The organism is Vibrio sp. 10N.286.48.F5, assembly GCF_041469785.1.
GTDB classification, from domain to species: domain Bacteria; phylum Pseudomonadota; class Gammaproteobacteria; order Enterobacterales; family Vibrionaceae; genus Vibrio; species Vibrio crassostreae_C.
This window is the reverse complement of record NZ_JBFRLG010000020.1, coordinates 21,429-37,610: the sequence shown is the minus strand read 5'-3', so window position 1 is coordinate 37,610 and position 16,182 is coordinate 21,429. Positions and strand designations below refer to the sequence as shown.

Genomic DNA, 16,182 nt, shown 5'->3' with positions numbered 1-16,182 from the left:
CGCAACCACATTACAGTTAAACGCGATAGCGGTTAACTTATGCGATACTAGCTCAGTTGGTAGAGCGCAACCTTGCCAAGGTTGAGGTCATCGGTTCGAACCCGATGTATCGCTCCAGCTTTCTTCTAAAAAAGCTAATAAGTACTTTAAACCTCTGTGTTTAAAGGCGACCACAAAGGTCACGCTCTTTCTTTAATGCTGCGAAGCATAATCCCCCCAAAAAAGCAAATAATCCTCCATCATGGTGGATATTTTTTTGTCTTAAATTTTTCTTAGCAACTGGAATGCTAGTAAATATCAGGTCTCTGAAGCAGACACTTGAGGTTTTTCACATCTATAAACAGACTTATCCACAAAATGTTAGGTGTGGATAACTTGGTTGATAAAGTTGTTTCAGGCTTAATTCTTTACCTATCCCTAAAAGATCTTTCTTGTTTTCAATATATTAGATGAATTGCAGCGATCGTAACTTGTTGTTTTTTATCAAGTTGGATGCCTATCTTGGATTTAATAAAAGATCGTTAACTTGTTGTTTTTTGATCTTAATCATTTATCGGTACTGTGTTTAACTTTGCTCGGGTGTCGGAAGTTTACGAGAGTTCTGAATTTTTTCCACATTGTTAGAATTGAGAACAAGGTCAAACATTGTTCTAAAATTATGTGCAACGAGTTGTCTTAAATGTTGGACTGTTAGTGGGGGCTCGCTTGCCATATATTGGTATATAAAGCGTTAAGCGTCTCTTGGTAGTCCTTTCTCTACTATACGTATCAGTCTGTGCTTTTTGGTGGAGATTTTGCTGTTACTTTTTTGCACACAGCTATTTTTCTGCGTAGAGCTATCTTCTTGCGCACTGCTAGCGTTGGGTAACTGCTGTAGTTGTTTATTCAAAGCCCACTCAATATGCACATCAAGCATTTCGTTTTTGCCTTGATGAGACTCCAGGGTTTCAATAATGCGTTGTTGAAATGGTGCATTGCCCATCGCAACAAAGATATTGCGTAACCACTGGGTGTGGCCGATACGTCTGATTGCTGAGCCTTCCATTTTCTTTAGGAAGGTTGCTTCGTCCCAACTTGAAAGTGAAACCAGATCGGCTTCTTGGAAATCTTCTCTGCGGTGAAAGTCGGTTTGTTCTGTAAGTTCGGCATGACGGTTCCATGGGCAAACTAACTGACAATCATCACAACCGTAAATACGGTTACCAATGGCATCTCTATACTCTTCAGGGATCACACCATCATATTCAATGGTTAAGTACGAGATACATTTGCGAGCATCCACTACGCCATCAGCAATAATGGCACCCGTTGGGCAAGAAGTGATACATGCGGTGCATTTGCCGCACTCATCAACACTGGGTTCATCCGTGGGAAGAGGGATGTTAACTAACAGCTCCCCTAGAAAGAACCAAGAGCCAGCGTCTTTATCAAGAATTAATGAGTGTTTACCTGTCCAGCCCAACCCTGCTTTTTGAGCGAGTGGTCTTTCCAAAATGGGCGCTGAATCGACGAAAGGGCGTGAGTCTAAACCCTCGACCTCTTTTTCAATTCTTTGTCCTAGCTTTTTCAACTGGTTACGGAACAATTTGTGATAGTCGCGGCCTAAAGAATAGCGGCTGATGTAGCCTTGAGTGGTATCGCTTAGGTTAGAGGCGAACTGAGCTTCTGGTGGTAGGTAGTTCATTCGAGCGCTGATCACTCGAATTGTGCCTGGGTGAAGTTCATCAGGACGTGCACGCATCATCCCATGTCGAGCCATCCAATCCATTTCGCCGTGGTTGCCTGCATCTAGCCATGCTTGAAGAGGGGCTTCGTGTTCACTTAAATCAACATCGCAGATGCCAACTTTTTGAAAGCCCAGCTCTTTTCCCCAGATTTTAATTTTTTCAGCAAGATGGTCTAGATTCATGGCTTATTTCTTATTTTCTCTGTTTTACAATTAGAGATAAGGCTAATTAAAATTAGGTTCGGCAAAAATGGGGGCGGATCTTAACGGATCTTAGTGGTGTTGACCAGAACAGACGCGTTTTGATCAGTATTTTTCATAGAACTTACACTTGAGTGCTTGTCTCCCAAAAGCATCACGGTTTACTATTCTTGTTCTTTTGATTTTTATATAGTCAACGATCGATTTTTAGAGAACGTATTCATGAGCACGAAACAATTTACTTTGAAAGATGAACAAGCAACGATTCAATTAGGAACGGAGCTTTCTAATCTTTGCTCACAGCAGACGACTATTTATCTGCATGGTGATCTTGGCGCAGGTAAAACGACTTTCAGTCGTGGCTTTGTAAAAGCACTTGGCCATCAAGGAAATGTAAAAAGCCCAACGTATACTCTAGTTGAACCTTATCAACTTGCAGATTGGCAGGTGTACCACTTTGACCTTTATCGCCTAGCAGATCCTGAAGAGTTAGAGTTTATGGGAATTCGTGACTATTTTACGCCGGATGCTATCTGTTTGGTTGAGTGGCCTGAGAAAGGTTATGGGATGCTACCAGAAGCCGATTTGGATATTGATATTCGTTACCAAGACGATCACCGTGTTGTTTCTTTAACCGCTAATAGTGAATACGGACAGCGCTTACTTAGTCAGTTGGAGTTATGTTGATTTCTAAACGCCTTATTTCAACAGTGGCCATGATGGCTGCTGTTTTTTCTATACTGTTTTCTTCACTTGTTTCTGCAAACTCACTGAAAAGTTTAAGGGTTTGGCCTTCTCCAGAAGAAACTCGTGTGGTTATCGACTTAAAATCAGAAGCGGACTTTAGCTATTTCACCCTGAGTAGCCCGAGTCGCTTAGTGGTTGATTTAAAAAATACCAGTCTTGCGACTAAGTTACCGGTCGAGGTGAAAGACAGCCCTGTTCTATCTAAGATTCGTAAGAGCTCACCGCCAGACAAAAACACCTATCGCTTGGTTTTTGAGTTAAAGAAGTCGTCTAAAGCAGAATTATTCAAACTGAGCCCGACCCCAGGTGGTCAGTATGGACACCGTTTGGTGATCGACTTACCTCATGGTGCGGCAAGTAAAGCGACATCGACACCGAGTAAGCCAACGGTAAGTAAGAACATTAATCAGGTTAAGCGCCAGAAAGATATTCTAATTGTGATTGATCCTGGCCACGGTGGTGAAGACCCAGGTTCGATTGGTCCTACGCGTAAATACGAAAAAAACGCGACTCTGAGTATTTCTAAGAAGTTAGCAGCTCAACTGAATGCGGTCCCGGGGATCAAAACTCGTATGACTCGTAATGCTGATTACTTTGTGAACCTGAATCGACGTGTTGCGATTGCTCGAGAGAATGAAGCTCACCTGTTGATCTCTATTCACGCCGACGCCTTTACGACGCCTCAACCAAGAGGTGGTTCAGTGTTTGTATTGAACACTCGACGCGCAAATACAGAGATCTCTCGTTGGATTGAGAATAAAGAGAAACAGTCTGAATTGCTTGGTGGTAGCGGTGCAGCGTTCACAAGCAATATTGATGATAAGAACGTAAACCAAACCCTGCTTGATTTGCAGTTTAGCCACTCTCAAAAAGAGGGCTACAAACTGGCAACGGCAATTCTGTCTGAAATGGGTAAGGTTGCGAAACTGCACAATAGCAAGCCGATTAACACCAGCTTAGCAGTATTACGTTCACCACAGATCCCATCAGTACTGGTAGAGACAGGTTTTATTTCGAATCCGACGGAAGAGAAGCTTCTTTTCCAACGTTCGCACCAAGATAAATTGGCACGAGCAGTGACTAAAGCGGTGGTTAAGTATTTGAAGGCTAACCCGCCTGAAGGGATTATCTTGTCTAACGCAACGTCATCAACGGGCAGCGTGAGCCAACATAAAGTCTCTCGTGGTGAGTCTTTGTCTGTGATTGCGAGCAAGTATGGTACGTCGACACAGACGTTGATGAAGTTCAACAATCTGAAATCGAGCAGCCTAGCAATTGGCCAAGTACTTAAGATTCCAGGCAGTGCTTCAACTTCATCATCAAGCAGTGCGGTTAAAACGAAGACCATCACTCACACGGTTAAGTCTGGAGAGTACCTAGGTAAGATCGCCAGCCGCTATAAAGTGTCGGTGGCTGATATTAAACGTGAGAACCGTTTGAAATCAGAGACGGTGAGAGTAGGCCAAAAGTTACGTATTACGGTTGAAGTTAAAGATGTTCCTCTGCGCAAACACAAAGTTGCAAGAGGTGATTACCTTGGCAAGATAGCTTCGAAATACGGCGTGAGCGTCAACAGCATTCGCCAAGCGAATAAGTTAAAATCTGACAGCCTGGCTATCGGCCAAGTGTTGATTATTCCTCACAAGTAGCCTTGGGAATACTAAGCGGCTTCAGGTATATCAATGTTAAAAAAGAAGAACTAGTGCAAACGTAACAGCGTTTCCATCAATGGCAGTAAGGTAGCAATTAATATGACGATCAAAATACTGCCAGCTCGGTTAGCTAACCAAATCGCAGCGGGTGAGGTGGTAGAAAGACCCGCTTCTGTTGTAAAAGAGTTGGTTGAGAACAGTTTGGATTCGGGTGCCACTCGTATCGATATTGATATCGAGAAAGGTGGCGCCAAGATGATCCGCGTTCGTGACAATGGTAAGGGCATCGTAAAAGATGAGCTTGCCTTGGCACTGAGTCGTCATGCTACCTCCAAAATCCACACTCTTGATGACCTAGAGGCGATCGTCAGCCTCGGTTTCCGTGGTGAAGCGCTGGCGAGTATTAGCTCGGTTGCGCGCTTAACCATGACGTCACGCCCTGCCACTCAAGATCAAGCTTGGGCAGCACACAGTGAAGGCCGTGATATGCAGGTGAAACTGCAGCCTGCGGCGCATCCTATTGGCACTTCGGTTGAGGTGTTGGACCTGTTCTTTAATACGCCAGCACGCCGCAAATTCTTACGCACCGAGAAAACTGAATTCACCCATATTGATGAGTTGCTTAAACGCATCGCATTGAGTCGTTTTGATGTGACGATCAACCTTCGTCATAACGGCAAGATGATTCGTCAGTACCGCGCTGCAAAAACACAAGTTCAAGCAGAAAAGCGCATCGCTGCGGTATGTGGCAATCCTTTTGTTCGTCATATGCTTAAGATCGAACTTGAGCATCAAGGCCTAAAACTTCATGGCTGGATCACCACGCCAGAAGGAGCAAGACAACAAAGCGACCTGCAATACTGCTATGTGAATGGTCGTATGATGCGTGACAAGCTGATCAATCATGCGATTCGTCAAAGCTACGAAACCAGCCTGCGTCCAGACCAATTCGCGACGTATGTGTTGTTCATTGAACTCGACCCACATCAGGTGGACGTGAATGTCCACCCTGCAAAACATGAAGTGCGTTTTCATCAAGCGCGCCTTGTGCATGACTTTATTTACCAAGCATTGAGCGATGGTTTAGCGCAGAGCAAGCAGATCGATGCTGCACCAATCAATCAGTCGGCTTTTCATCAGTCAGAAGTGATTCATCATCAGCAAGATAGTACAAGCTCTGCAGTTGATGGTGTTGCAAGTTTCGCTGAGCCAGAAAGCGTAATGCCTAGCAGTTCGGATCAAACCCAAGTTTCGGATAGGGTGCGACACGCTATTGAGCAAACGCCTGCCTACCCGAGAAAAGCAGAATCAGAGCACGCTTTTGATAAGCCTCAACACAGCGTTAATGATGGTGGGCGACACTATGTTTCATCAATTAGCCCAAGCTCATCAACCAGTCCAAGTTCATTAGCTGGCCGAAGCTCGGCTACTAGTGACAGCAGTTTTACCGGTTCCTCTCGCCAAGAGTGGATAGAGTCTCGACCTGTTCCGAGAAAAGAGAAAGAGCCACACCAACATCATGGTGAACCCGCGCCATCTAAGCGAGAAGTGAAAGCCTATAAAGAGCTTCTGAAAACGCCAGATTTTGATGAGCAAGTTGTACAGCCTTCACTTTCTCAAGAGCATGTGGCATCAGTAGAAACCAGAGACAACTTAGAAAATAAAGAAAATAAAGAAAATAAAGAAAATAAAGAAGCTAAGCCTGCTCAACAGAATCCTGTTCATTTAAAGCCAAGAGCACCTGTAACGGACTTGGGCAAAGCGGTCTCGATTGTGGAACGTCAGTATCTGGTAATGGGCAATAAGAACGGCAGTGTGCTGGTTTCCTTGGCTAAGGCTGAGTTATTGCGTGTTGTTGGTCAGCTTGATACTCGAGGTGGTGCGTTAAAAAGCCAACCACTATTGGTGCCTTTATCGATTAAGCTGGGTAGTGAACTTGTCGAAGTTGCTAAGGCGCTGAGTCAAACTCTGGCATTACTGGGGATTGAGCTTAAGGCGCGAAACAGCGAGGCGGTAATGGTGATGGGCGTGCCTTCTCCTTTAAGGCAGCAAAACTTACAAATTTTGATCCCAGATCTGTTATCTTACGCGGCTTCAATAAATGCCCAGGGTGCAGTGAAGCAACCTAATGACATGTTGTCAGCTTTGGTTAACTGGATCGGGATTCAAACCGCACAAGTAAAAAGCGACTACACTTTATCTGAAGCGGTTCAACTAGTTGGGGAACTAGAACAACTTTGGCATGGTCTACTTCCATTAGATGATCCAGAGTTTGTTAATCCTATCGACTTTTCAGCGACTATAGCCGCGTTTACGGTTTAATTTTTTCGCGACGACCTTTGTCTTTTTAGCTGAATACGTCGCGACACAAAGCCCTTTGCTAAAAAGCGCTAAAACAGAGAAGCAAATACAAAATATCATGACTGAAAAATTACCTTTAGCGTTGTTTTTAATGGGCCCAACGGCGTCAGGAAAAACAGATTTAGCTATCCGCTTACGTCAGAAATACCCTGTAGAGATCATCAGCGTCGATTCGGCATTGATCTACAAAGACATGGATATTGGTACCGCTAAACCGGATGCGGAAGAGCTTGAGCTCGCGCCTCATCGCTTGATTGATATTTTGGATCCAAGCGAAGCGTATTCTGCGGCAGATTTTCGTCGTGATGCGATCAATGAAATGAATAAGATTGTAGCGGAAGGCAAAATCCCGTTACTTGTTGGTGGCACAATGCTGTACTACAAAGCATTGTTGGAAGGTTTATCGCCATTACCAGCCGCGGATCAAGAGATTCGTAAGCAGATTGAAGCGGAATCTATCGAACAAGGTTGGCAGGCATTGCACGATCAATTAAGAGAGATAGATCCCGTATCCGCTGAAAGAATACACCCAAATGATCCACAAAGGCTTTCAAGGGCATTGGAAGTTTACCGAATTTCGGGTAAAACATTAACAGAGCTAACTCAAACGAAAGGCGATAGCCTGCCATTTCGTGTAAAACAATTTGCAATAGCTCCCAAGGAAAGGACTGAACTCCATCGCCGCATTGAGCTGCGTTTCGAGAAGATGATAGAAGCAGGATTTGAAGAGGAAATGAAGGCGTTGCACGCCAGAGAAGATCTTCATCCTGAACTGCCATCGATCCGATGCGTTGGTTATAGGCAGATGTGGGATTATTTAGACGGTAATTGTGATTTAGACGAAGCGGTTTTCCGTGGTGTTTGTGCAACCCGTCAGTTGGCCAAGCGACAAATCACCTGGTTGCGCAGTTGGGATGATTTAACTTGGTTAGATAGCGAAAACATTGATCAAGCGTTAGAAACTCTTTCAGATGCAATAGCATCTGATTAGTATTGCTGTGTATAATGTGATCGCTTTTGCGTGAATATACTCTGGAAAGGATCCGTTATTGAGGCTTTTAAAAAATCACAGCCTTTCAATAACAACGGAGTTTTTTTATTCATTTAGCTCAGATGCAAAGGCCGCACCTTTTTGTGCACCACTAGCTAAATAATTACAACAAAATACAAATAAGGAAAATAAAATGGCTAAGGGGCAATCGCTACAAGACCCATTCCTAAATGCACTCCGTCGTGAGCGCATTCCAGTCTCTATCTATCTTGTCAACGGCATTAAGCTGCAAGGTCAGATCGAGTCTTTCGATCAATTCGTGATCTTATTGAAGAACACAGTAAACCAAATGGTTTACAAGCATGCCATTTCTACTGTGGTACCTGCACGTGCAGTTAGTCACCACAGCGGCGAGCAACGCACGCCATCTGATCGTCCAGAGAAGACTGAAGATTAATCGTTCAATTGATACAGCTTACGCTGTAATAAGGAGTTGGTTGCTTGTTTGACCGTTATGAATCCGGCGAGCGAGCCGTACTTGTTCATATCAACTTCACGCAAGAGGGAGAGTGGGAAGACCTAAGTGAATGTGAAATGCTGGTCTCCTCAGCGGGGGTAGAAACGCTACAAGTGATTACTGGTAGCCGACAATCCCCACTCCCTAAATACTACGTTGGAGAAGGTAAAGCCCTAGAAATCGCACAAGCTGTTCAGCTAACCGGTGCTGAAATTGTGATTTTTAACCACTCCCTCTCTCCTGCCCAAGAGCGCAACCTCGAGCAATTGTGTAAATGTCGTGTGATTGATCGCACGGGTTTGATCTTAGATATTTTTGCACAACGTGCGCGAACTCATGAAGGTAAGCTACAAGTTGAGCTCGCTCAGCTTCGTCATATCTCTACTCGACTGATTCGTGGTTGGACTCACCTTGAAAGGCAGAAAGGTGGTATTGGTCTTCGTGGTCCAGGTGAAACTCAACTGGAAACCGATCGACGTTTGTTGCGTGACCGTATAAAGGCAATACTACGTCGTTTAGCGAAAGTTGCTAAACAGCGTGAACAAGGACGACGTGCTCGTAATCGAGCTGAAATCCCAACAATTTCTTTGGTTGGTTATACCAACGCAGGGAAATCAACACTTTTCAATCGCATCACAAGTGCTGGTGTTTATGCGGCAGACCAACTGTTTGCAACCCTAGACCCAACACTACGTAAGATTGATTTGGCAGATGTCGGGCCTGCAATTCTCGCAGATACCGTAGGTTTTATCCGTCATCTACCACACGACTTGGTCGCTGCGTTCAAGGCAACATTACAAGAGACGCAGGAAGCTGACATTTTGTTACATGTTGTTGATGCCAGTGATGACCGTTTTCGTGAGAACATTCAGGCTGTTCATGAAGTATTAGAAGAAATCGATGCTCATGAAGTGCCAACCCTTGTAGTCATGAACAAAATTGACTGCATGGAAGACCAAAAACCTCGAATTGAAAGAGACGAAGAGGGCGCACCTCGCGCTGTTTGGGTTTCTGCAATGGAAGGAGAAGGTATTGAGCTACTGTTTGAAGCTTTAACTGAGCGTTTAGCTAGCCAGATGGTTCAATTCCGGTTGTGTATTCCACATCAACATCAGGGTCGCATTCGCAGCTTATTCTTCGAGATGAAATGTATTCAACAGGAAGAGTATGATGAAAATGGTAACTTGTTGATAGATATCCGAATGCAACAAATAGATTGGTCTAAACTTGAAAAAAGAGAAGGGGCGCTCTTAGGTGACTTTATCGTTACCAAAGAGACTGCTACAGTATAACGTCATATCAAATGATGGAGCTTTCTAATGGCGTGGAATGAGCCTGGAAATAACAACAACGGCGATAATAACGGCCGCGATAATGACCCTTGGGGTAATAAAAATAATCGCGGCGGCCGAGATCAAGGACCGCCAGATCTAGACGAAGTGTTTAATAAACTAAGTCAAAAGTTAGGTGGCAAGTTTGGTAAAAAGGGTGGTAACGGGCCATCTATTGGTGGTGGCGGTGCAATTGGCTTTGGTGTCATTGCCGTTATTGCTATTGCTATCTGGTTCTTCGCTGGTTTCTACACCGTTGGCGAAGCAGAAAGAGCAGTAGTACTTCGACTGGGTCAGTTCGACCGTATAGAAGAACCTGGTCTTAACTGGCACCCGCGCTTCATCGATGAAATCAGTGATGAGCAACTAGTAAACGTTCAAGCGATTCGTTCTCTACGTGCTGCTGGCACGATGCTAACGAAAGATGAAAACGTTGTGACCGTTGAAATGGGTGTTCAATACCGTGTTTCTGACCCATACAAGTACTTGTATCGTGTAACGAATGCAGACGACAGTTTACGTCAAGCAACCGATTCCGCGCTTCGTGCGGTAATTGGTGACTCACTAATGGATAGTATCCTGACAAGTGGTCGTCAGCAGATTCGTCAAAGCACTCAAGAAACGTTGAACCGTATTATTGATAGCTACGATATGGGTATTCTGATTGTTGATGTGAACTTCCAGTCAGCACGTCCACCTGAGCAAGTGAAAGATGCATTTGATGATGCTATCGCGGCTCGTGAGGATGAAGAGCGTTTTGAACGTGAAGCTGAAGCTTACCGAAATGACATTCTTCCAAAAGCAACAGGTCGTGCTGAGCGTTTGAAGAAAGAAGCGGTGGGTTACTCAGAGCGCACAGTTAATGGTGCTCTAGGTCAAGTTGCTCAATTCGAGAAACTGCTACCTGAATACCAAGCTGCTCCTGAAGTAACACGTAACCGTATGTACCTAGATACAATGGAAAAAGTGTACTCAAGCACATCGAAAGTCCTGATTGATTCTGAATCAAGCGGTAACTTGCTATACCTACCAATTGATAAGCTAGGCGCACAAGGTGGTTCTCAGTCGGGCTCTCGCCCTGCAAAAGCATCATCAACTTACGATCAAATTGAGTTAGAAACTCAAGCGGATCCAAAGCCTAGCACTCAAACTCGTTCAGACAGTTCACGCCAAGGGAGATACTAATAATGCGTAAATTAATGATCCCTGTATTAGTTGTGACGATTGCCCTTCTATTGATGTCAGTGTTTGTGATTCAAGAAGGTGAGCGTGGCATGGTAATTCGTTTTGGTCGAGTTCTCGATGACAACGGCGTATCACGAATCTATGAACCAGGTCTGCACTTTAAACTACCGATGTTTGATCGCGTAAAAGTACTTGATGCTCGTATTCAAACGATGGATGGCCGTTCTGACCGTTTCGTAACATCAGAGAAAAAAGACGTTCTAATTGATACTTACGCAAAATGGCGTATTGCTGATTTTGGACGTTTCTATCTGAGTACCGGTGGCGGTAATATCATGACGGCAGAAGCACTTCTTGAGCGTAAAGTGACAGATGTTCTTCGTTCTGAAATTGGTTCTCGTGAAATTAAGCAGATCGTGTCAGGCCCTCGCAACAAGGACATCCTGCCAGACTCTGCTGATAGCGAAGTCGTCACAACGGTAGCGGCTGCAGAAGCACTAGAAGTTGATGGCGAACGCGATAAGATCATGGAAAACGTTTTGTCTGGAACGGCAGAAAGTGCGATGGCTGATTTAGGTGTTGAAGTTGTTGATTTTCGTATGAAGAAGATTAACCTTCCTGACGAAATCAGTGAATCTATCTACCGCCGTATGCGTGCAGAACGTGAATCGGTTGCTCGTAGACACCGTTCTCAAGGTCGTGAGAAAGCGGAAGTTATCCGTGCTCAAGCTGAGCTAGAAGTGGCAACAGTTCTTGCTGAAGCTGACCGTACAGCTCGAATCACTCGTGGTGATGCGGATGCAGAAGCAGCGAAGATCTACTCTGATGCGTTCAGCAAAGATCCTGAGTTCTACGGCTTCATGCGTTCATTGCAAGCTTATGAGACATCATTTAGCGATAAGAGCGACATTCTAGTACTGGATCCGAAGACTGACTTCTTCCAATACATGAATCAAGCAAGCGGCGCTCCAGCAAAATAAGCTGATGCGTTAGCGAATGCTTAGCTTAATAAGCAAAATACGTTAAAACTTAAAAGGCTCCCATTGTGGGAGCCTTTTTGTTTTCTATGACTTCTTTCAGGAGGAGACATGTTTGTGGATTCACTATTGGGGCGCGAGGGAAGGCGCTTAACAGCGTTCTACTTATAGAAACCTAGCGGTAGGTCATGAAAGCGATAACCGCTCCAGCCACCACAAGACAGCCTCCAATGCGGCGCAGTTGCGTGTCTGGTTGCTCGCTCAGTTGCGCGACCATGTTTCTCCAGCCATTGGGTGCAATCAAGGGGCCGAGCCCTTCCACAATAAGTACGAGCCCAATAGCGAGCCAAATTGATTGAGACATGGTTCTGCCTTTTGTCTGTAAAAAAGCAATGATATCAGTATCTTTACACATCTGCCCCCAGTTATGGCTGGTTTATTTTTGTACAGCGTTAACGTTTATGAACAAAAAGTGACTGCAAGAAGTGTGATTCAGTGCTAGAATCCATTTTTAATTAGCAACAGAAATTGGAAAGATGGGAAATAACGTAGTCGTTCTAGGCACCCAATGGGGTGATGAAGGTAAAGGTAAAATCGTTGACCTTTTAACTGAAGATGCAAAATACGTGGTTCGCTACCAAGGCGGTCACAATGCAGGTCACACACTTGTAATTGACGGTGAAAAAACCGTTCTTCACTTAATTCCATCAGGCATCCTACGTAATAACGTTAAATGTGTTATTGGTAACGGTGTAGTATTATCGCCTGACGCACTTCTAAAAGAAATGAAGCCTCTTGAAGATCGCGGTATTCCAGTACGTGAACGTCTTTTCATCTCTGAAGCTTGTCCTCTAATTCTTCCGTACCACATTGCAATCGACAACGCGCGTGAAATCGCTCGTGGCGCTAAAGCTATCGGTACAACGGGTCGTGGTATCGGTCCTGCTTACGAAGATAAAGTTGCTCGTCGCGGTCTACGCGTTGGCGACCTTTTCGATAAAGAAGCATTTGCTGAGAAGCTAAAAGAAGTGATGGAATTCCACAACTTCCAACTAGAGCACTTCTACAAAGCTGAAACAGTAAGCTACGAAGAAGTTCTTGAGCAAGCGATGAGCTACGCAGACATGTTAACTGCGATGGTTATCGACGTAACTGACGAACTAGACGCAGCACGTAAGCGCGGCGACAAGATCATGTTCGAAGGTGCTCAAGGTACGCTACTAGATATCGACCACGGTACTTACCCATACGTAACGTCTTCTAACACGACTGCTGGTGGTGTTGCTGCAGGTTCTGGTTTCGGTCCTCGTCACATCGGTTACATCCTTGGTATTACTAAGGCTTACTGTACTCGTGTTGGTTCAGGTCCATTCCCTACTGAGCTATACGATGGCCTTGAGAAGCAAGACCCAGTTGGTAAACACCTAGGCGATGTTGGTCACGAGTTTGGCGCAACAACTGGTCGTCTACGTCGTACTGGTTGGTTTGATGCTGTTGCTATGCGTCGTGCAATCCAAATCAACTCTCTATCTGGTATGTGTCTAACTAAACTAGACGTTCTAGATGGCCTAGAAGAACTAAAAATCTGTACTGGTTACAAGATGAAAGATGGTTCTATCCTAGAAGTTTCTCCAATGGCTGCTGAGTCATTCGAAGAAGCGACGCCAATCTACGAAACAATGCCTGGTTGGTCTGAAAACACATTTGGTGCTAAATCTATCGACGCGCTTCCACAAGCTGCTCTAGATTACATCAAGCGTATCGAAGACCTAACTGGCGTTCCAATTGATATCGTATCAACTGGCCCAGATCGTAACGAAACTATCATCAAGGTTCACCCATACGGCGCATAATGCCTGCTGAGTGATTACCAGGCACGAACAGTGCTTTGATAATAAAATAGTTTTCTAAAAGCCGACTTTATTAAGTCGGCTTTTTAATACCTGCAATTTAGCCGTTCACTCTTTGATGGTGATCTTTTAAGCGTCATCAGGCAAAATATTGCCCATTAGCGGCAAGTTTTGTCTAAAGCCGTCGGGGTTATTGCCGATACAGATATCATGGAAAGTGAAGTTCACCCTGTTTTGTGCGTGTAGAAATCCTCTGCACCCCTCAATAGATAACTTTAGCGACAGATAATAGAGTGCAGGTATGAAGCTACGAATTGTGGCAGCTTCATTAATAATGGCGCTGAGCTCACCCTTGAGTCATGCTAATTTGGCTGATGTGGGAGAGCCCGTTCCAATATATACAGAAGCTGAACTGATTAATTTAATCGAAAATAATCAACATCTAGAGCGAGTGAAAGCTGATAAGTGCCAGTTAGTTGAAGATATCGTTGCTCGTGCAACGCGTATTAGCTTGCCTTCTTATGAGTTTTTATACGGTGATATGTTGGCTTGGGGTGTGTGTGTTCCACAAGATGTAGAGCTTGGCCTTTACTATATGGAAAACGCGGCACATCAAGGTTTACCCGCTGCATTAGAGCAGTTAGGTCGTTATTACTCTCGTGGTACTTTGGTACAACAAGATCAAGAGCGTGCGATTCCGTATCTACGTGAAGCAGCCTCGATGGGTAACTTAAGTGCGAGCATTCACTTAGCGGAACTCTTGTTACGTGACTACGGTAGCCCATTGGATTATGAAGATGCTTACCGTTGGTTGTATAATTCGGTAACCGCAGACCAAAGACAACACAGACGTATCACTGTGCTTCGTAGCGGCCTGGAACAGAGAATGCCAGACAATATTATTGCTCGAGCAAAACGTCGAGACGTGTTCTGGTAATACCGAGCAAGAAGCCTGTAATGATCCCTGCACTCATTGTTACAGGAAACAAGACTTAAAAAGCCCCGCCTAATTTAGTTAGTGCGGGGCTTTTTACGTTTAGGAGGTCATGCTATTCGATTGCGAGTTTATTGAACAACCTCACCAGACTCAATTACCGTTTCACGAACAACCTTAGTGAAATCGAGTGCTTCTTGGCGGATCTTATCTTCGTCTACCGTTAGCATGTCGCGATCTTGCATGATGATCTTGCCATCAACGATGGAATGACGAACATTGCCTGAGTTAGCTGAGTACACCAGTGCTGAGTATGGGTTGTAGACCGGAACCATATTTGGCGCCTTAGTATCGATCACTATGATGTCAGCCAGTTTGCCTGCTTCAAGAGAGCCGATCTTATCTTCCATGTGCAGCGCTTTTGCTGCGCCCATGGTCGCCATGTCGATCACTTTGATCGGCGGCATCGCAGCACGATCTTTGTTAACTAACTTGTGAACCTTAGCGACTTGGTTGAACTCATCAATGGTGCTCAGTGTGTTACCAGACATTGGGCCATCAGTACCTAAACCGATACGCACGTTCTCGTCATACATCTTAAGGGCAGGTGATACACCTTTTGCTGACTTGATGTTAGCACTCATGTTATGAGCTACACCCATATCCGATTTCTTCACCAGTTCGATATCATGATCGTCAACAAGGATCATGTGTGCACCCACCAAGTTCTTGTTGAGTGCGCCAATGCTGTCCATGTATTGAACCGGGGACAATCCATCAGAACGCTCTGCGATTTTCTCTTCTTCACGGTGTGATTCTGCAAGGTGAATCATTACTGGAACATCTAACTCTAGGGAGAGCTTAGATATTTTCTGCAGGATCTCTGTGGTGTTGGTGTAAGGCGCATGCGGTGCAAACGCTGGTGTGATTCGCGGGTGATCTTTGTATTCTTCAATGAAGTTCAACGCGTACTTAATGCCTTCTTCGGCGTTGGCCGCATCGGCTACAGGGAACTTAATCACCGTTTCACCTAGGATGGCACGCATACCGATCTTATCGACGGTTTTTGCGACTTCATCTTCGAAGTAGTACATGTCGGCGTAAGTGGTCACACCGCCTTTCACCATTTCAACGTTACCTAGGTTGGCACCAATGCGTACCATGTCTCGCGATACTAGCTTCTTCTCTAGCGGAAAGATGTAACGGTGCAGGCGATCTGGCACATCATCGGCTAACGAACGGAAAACTGTCATTGATACATGAGTATGGGTATTGATGAGACCTGGCATAACGATATCGCCATCAACGTCTAACACTTGCTTAGCTTGGTACTGCTTCTCTAGTGAAGCATCACCAACCGCAATGATTTTGTTGTCTTTGACCACAACAGTACCGCTTTCATAAACCGTTTTGTCTTGGTTCATGGTTAGAACCATCGCATCGGTAATCATCAGGTCAGCCTTTTCCATTGCCGAACTTGCGAATGGGAACAGCGCTAGGCTCGCCATAGTTGAAGCCAATAAAGTGCGTTTTAGTTTCATATCATACCCAGAACAGGAGTTGGTAAAGTGCGTGGATAATAGTGTATTTCATTCATGGCGCAAACGTTTGTTTTATCGTTTGCTTGAAATTTTGATGATAATCCACGTCTATGAAGCGATGTTTCACAAAGTGAAGATATGTATCAATCTGAGGTTATTTGAGTGTTTT

General features: G+C 44.7%; 13 protein-coding genes and 1 tRNA gene. 11 read left to right on the top strand and 3 right to left on the bottom strand.

Annotation, left to right across the window (positions count from 1 at the left end; translation table 11 throughout):
* Positions 1 to 41 precede the first annotated feature (41 nt).
* Positions 42 to 117 (top strand) — tRNA-Gly (locus AB4185_RS13125).
* A 613-nt stretch (positions 118 to 730) separates the two neighbouring features.
* Here AB4185_RS13125 and queG read toward each other — a convergent pair.
* Positions 731 to 1,909 carry a tRNA epoxyqueuosine(34) reductase QueG gene (queG, locus tag AB4185_RS13120; protein WP_102333442.1) on the bottom strand — a complete coding sequence of 393 codons (1,179 nt, stop codon included), beginning with the start codon at positions 1,907 to 1,909 and terminating at the stop codon, positions 731 to 733.
* Positions 1,910 to 2,149: 240 nt separating this feature from the next.
* On the opposite strand from queG, the gene tsaE reads away from it, so the two are divergent.
* The 8 genes from tsaE (at position 2,150) to hflC (ending at position 11,691) form a co-directional block, all read left to right on the top strand.
* Positions 2,150 to 2,614: a tRNA (adenosine(37)-N6)-threonylcarbamoyltransferase complex ATPase subunit type 1 TsaE gene (gene tsaE, locus AB4185_RS13115; protein ID WP_017059923.1), complete on the top strand. Its 465-nt coding sequence runs from the start codon at positions 2,150 to 2,152 to the stop codon at positions 2,612 to 2,614.
* A complete protein-coding gene (locus AB4185_RS13110; protein ID WP_102333443.1) occupies positions 2,608 to 4,323 on the top strand; it encodes an N-acetylmuramoyl-L-alanine amidase in 1,716 nt (571 codons plus the stop codon). Before tsaE ends, AB4185_RS13110 begins: the two co-directional genes overlap by 7 nt.
* Before the next feature lie 102 nt (positions 4,324 to 4,425).
* Positions 4,426 to 6,648 carry a DNA mismatch repair endonuclease MutL gene (gene mutL / locus AB4185_RS13105; RefSeq protein ID WP_372135531.1) on the top strand — a complete coding sequence of 741 codons (2,223 nt, stop codon included), beginning with the start codon at positions 4,426 to 4,428 and terminating at the stop codon, positions 6,646 to 6,648.
* A 97-nt stretch (positions 6,649 to 6,745) separates the two neighbouring features.
* Positions 6,746 to 7,678 (top strand): tRNA (adenosine(37)-N6)-dimethylallyltransferase MiaA, encoded by a 933-nt coding sequence (gene miaA, locus AB4185_RS13100; RefSeq protein WP_372135530.1) that lies wholly within the window; start codon positions 6,746 to 6,748, stop codon positions 7,676 to 7,678.
* Between the two features lie 193 nt (positions 7,679 to 7,871).
* Positions 7,872 to 8,135 (top strand): RNA chaperone Hfq, encoded by a 264-nt coding sequence (gene hfq, locus AB4185_RS13095; protein WP_017059927.1) that lies wholly within the window; start codon positions 7,872 to 7,874, stop codon positions 8,133 to 8,135.
* Positions 8,136 to 8,179: 44 nt separating this feature from the next.
* A complete protein-coding gene (gene hflX, locus AB4185_RS13090; protein ID WP_017059928.1) occupies positions 8,180 to 9,487 on the top strand; it encodes a ribosome rescue GTPase HflX in 1,308 nt (435 codons plus the stop codon).
* 27 nt (positions 9,488 to 9,514) lie between these two features.
* The gene (hflK, locus tag AB4185_RS13085; protein WP_372135529.1) at positions 9,515 to 10,711 is read left to right on the top strand and encodes an FtsH protease activity modulator HflK; all 1,197 of its coding nucleotides are present in this window, start codon (positions 9,515 to 9,517) and stop codon (positions 10,709 to 10,711) included.
* 2 nt (positions 10,712 to 10,713) lie between these two features.
* Complete coding sequence (gene hflC / locus AB4185_RS13080) at positions 10,714 to 11,691, top strand: protease modulator HflC (RefSeq protein WP_017059930.1); 978 nt, start codon at positions 10,714 to 10,716, stop codon at positions 11,689 to 11,691.
* A gap of 172 nt (positions 11,692 to 11,863) precedes the next feature.
* On the opposite strand, the gene AB4185_RS13075 is transcribed toward hflC, so the two are convergent.
* Complete coding sequence (locus tag AB4185_RS13075; protein WP_010434105.1) at positions 11,864 to 12,052, bottom strand: DUF2065 domain-containing protein; 189 nt, start codon at positions 12,050 to 12,052, stop codon at positions 11,864 to 11,866.
* A gap of 172 nt (positions 12,053 to 12,224) precedes the next feature.
* Between AB4185_RS13075 and AB4185_RS13070 the strand changes: the two genes are divergently transcribed.
* Complete coding sequence (locus tag AB4185_RS13070; RefSeq protein WP_010434108.1) at positions 12,225 to 13,541, top strand: adenylosuccinate synthase; 1,317 nt, start codon at positions 12,225 to 12,227, stop codon at positions 13,539 to 13,541.
* Between the two features lie 298 nt (positions 13,542 to 13,839).
* Positions 13,840 to 14,475, top strand: a complete 636-nt coding sequence (gene motX / locus AB4185_RS13065) for a flagellar protein MotX (RefSeq protein ID WP_017063177.1) — start codon at positions 13,840 to 13,842, stop codon at positions 14,473 to 14,475.
* A gap of 128 nt (positions 14,476 to 14,603) precedes the next feature.
* Here the strand turns inward: motX and AB4185_RS13060 are convergent, their stop codons facing one another.
* On the bottom strand, positions 14,604 to 16,013 hold the full coding sequence (locus tag AB4185_RS13060; protein WP_372135528.1) for an amidohydrolase: 1,410 nt from the start codon (positions 16,011 to 16,013) through the stop codon (positions 14,604 to 14,606).
* Positions 16,014 to 16,182: the final 169 nt, after the last annotated feature.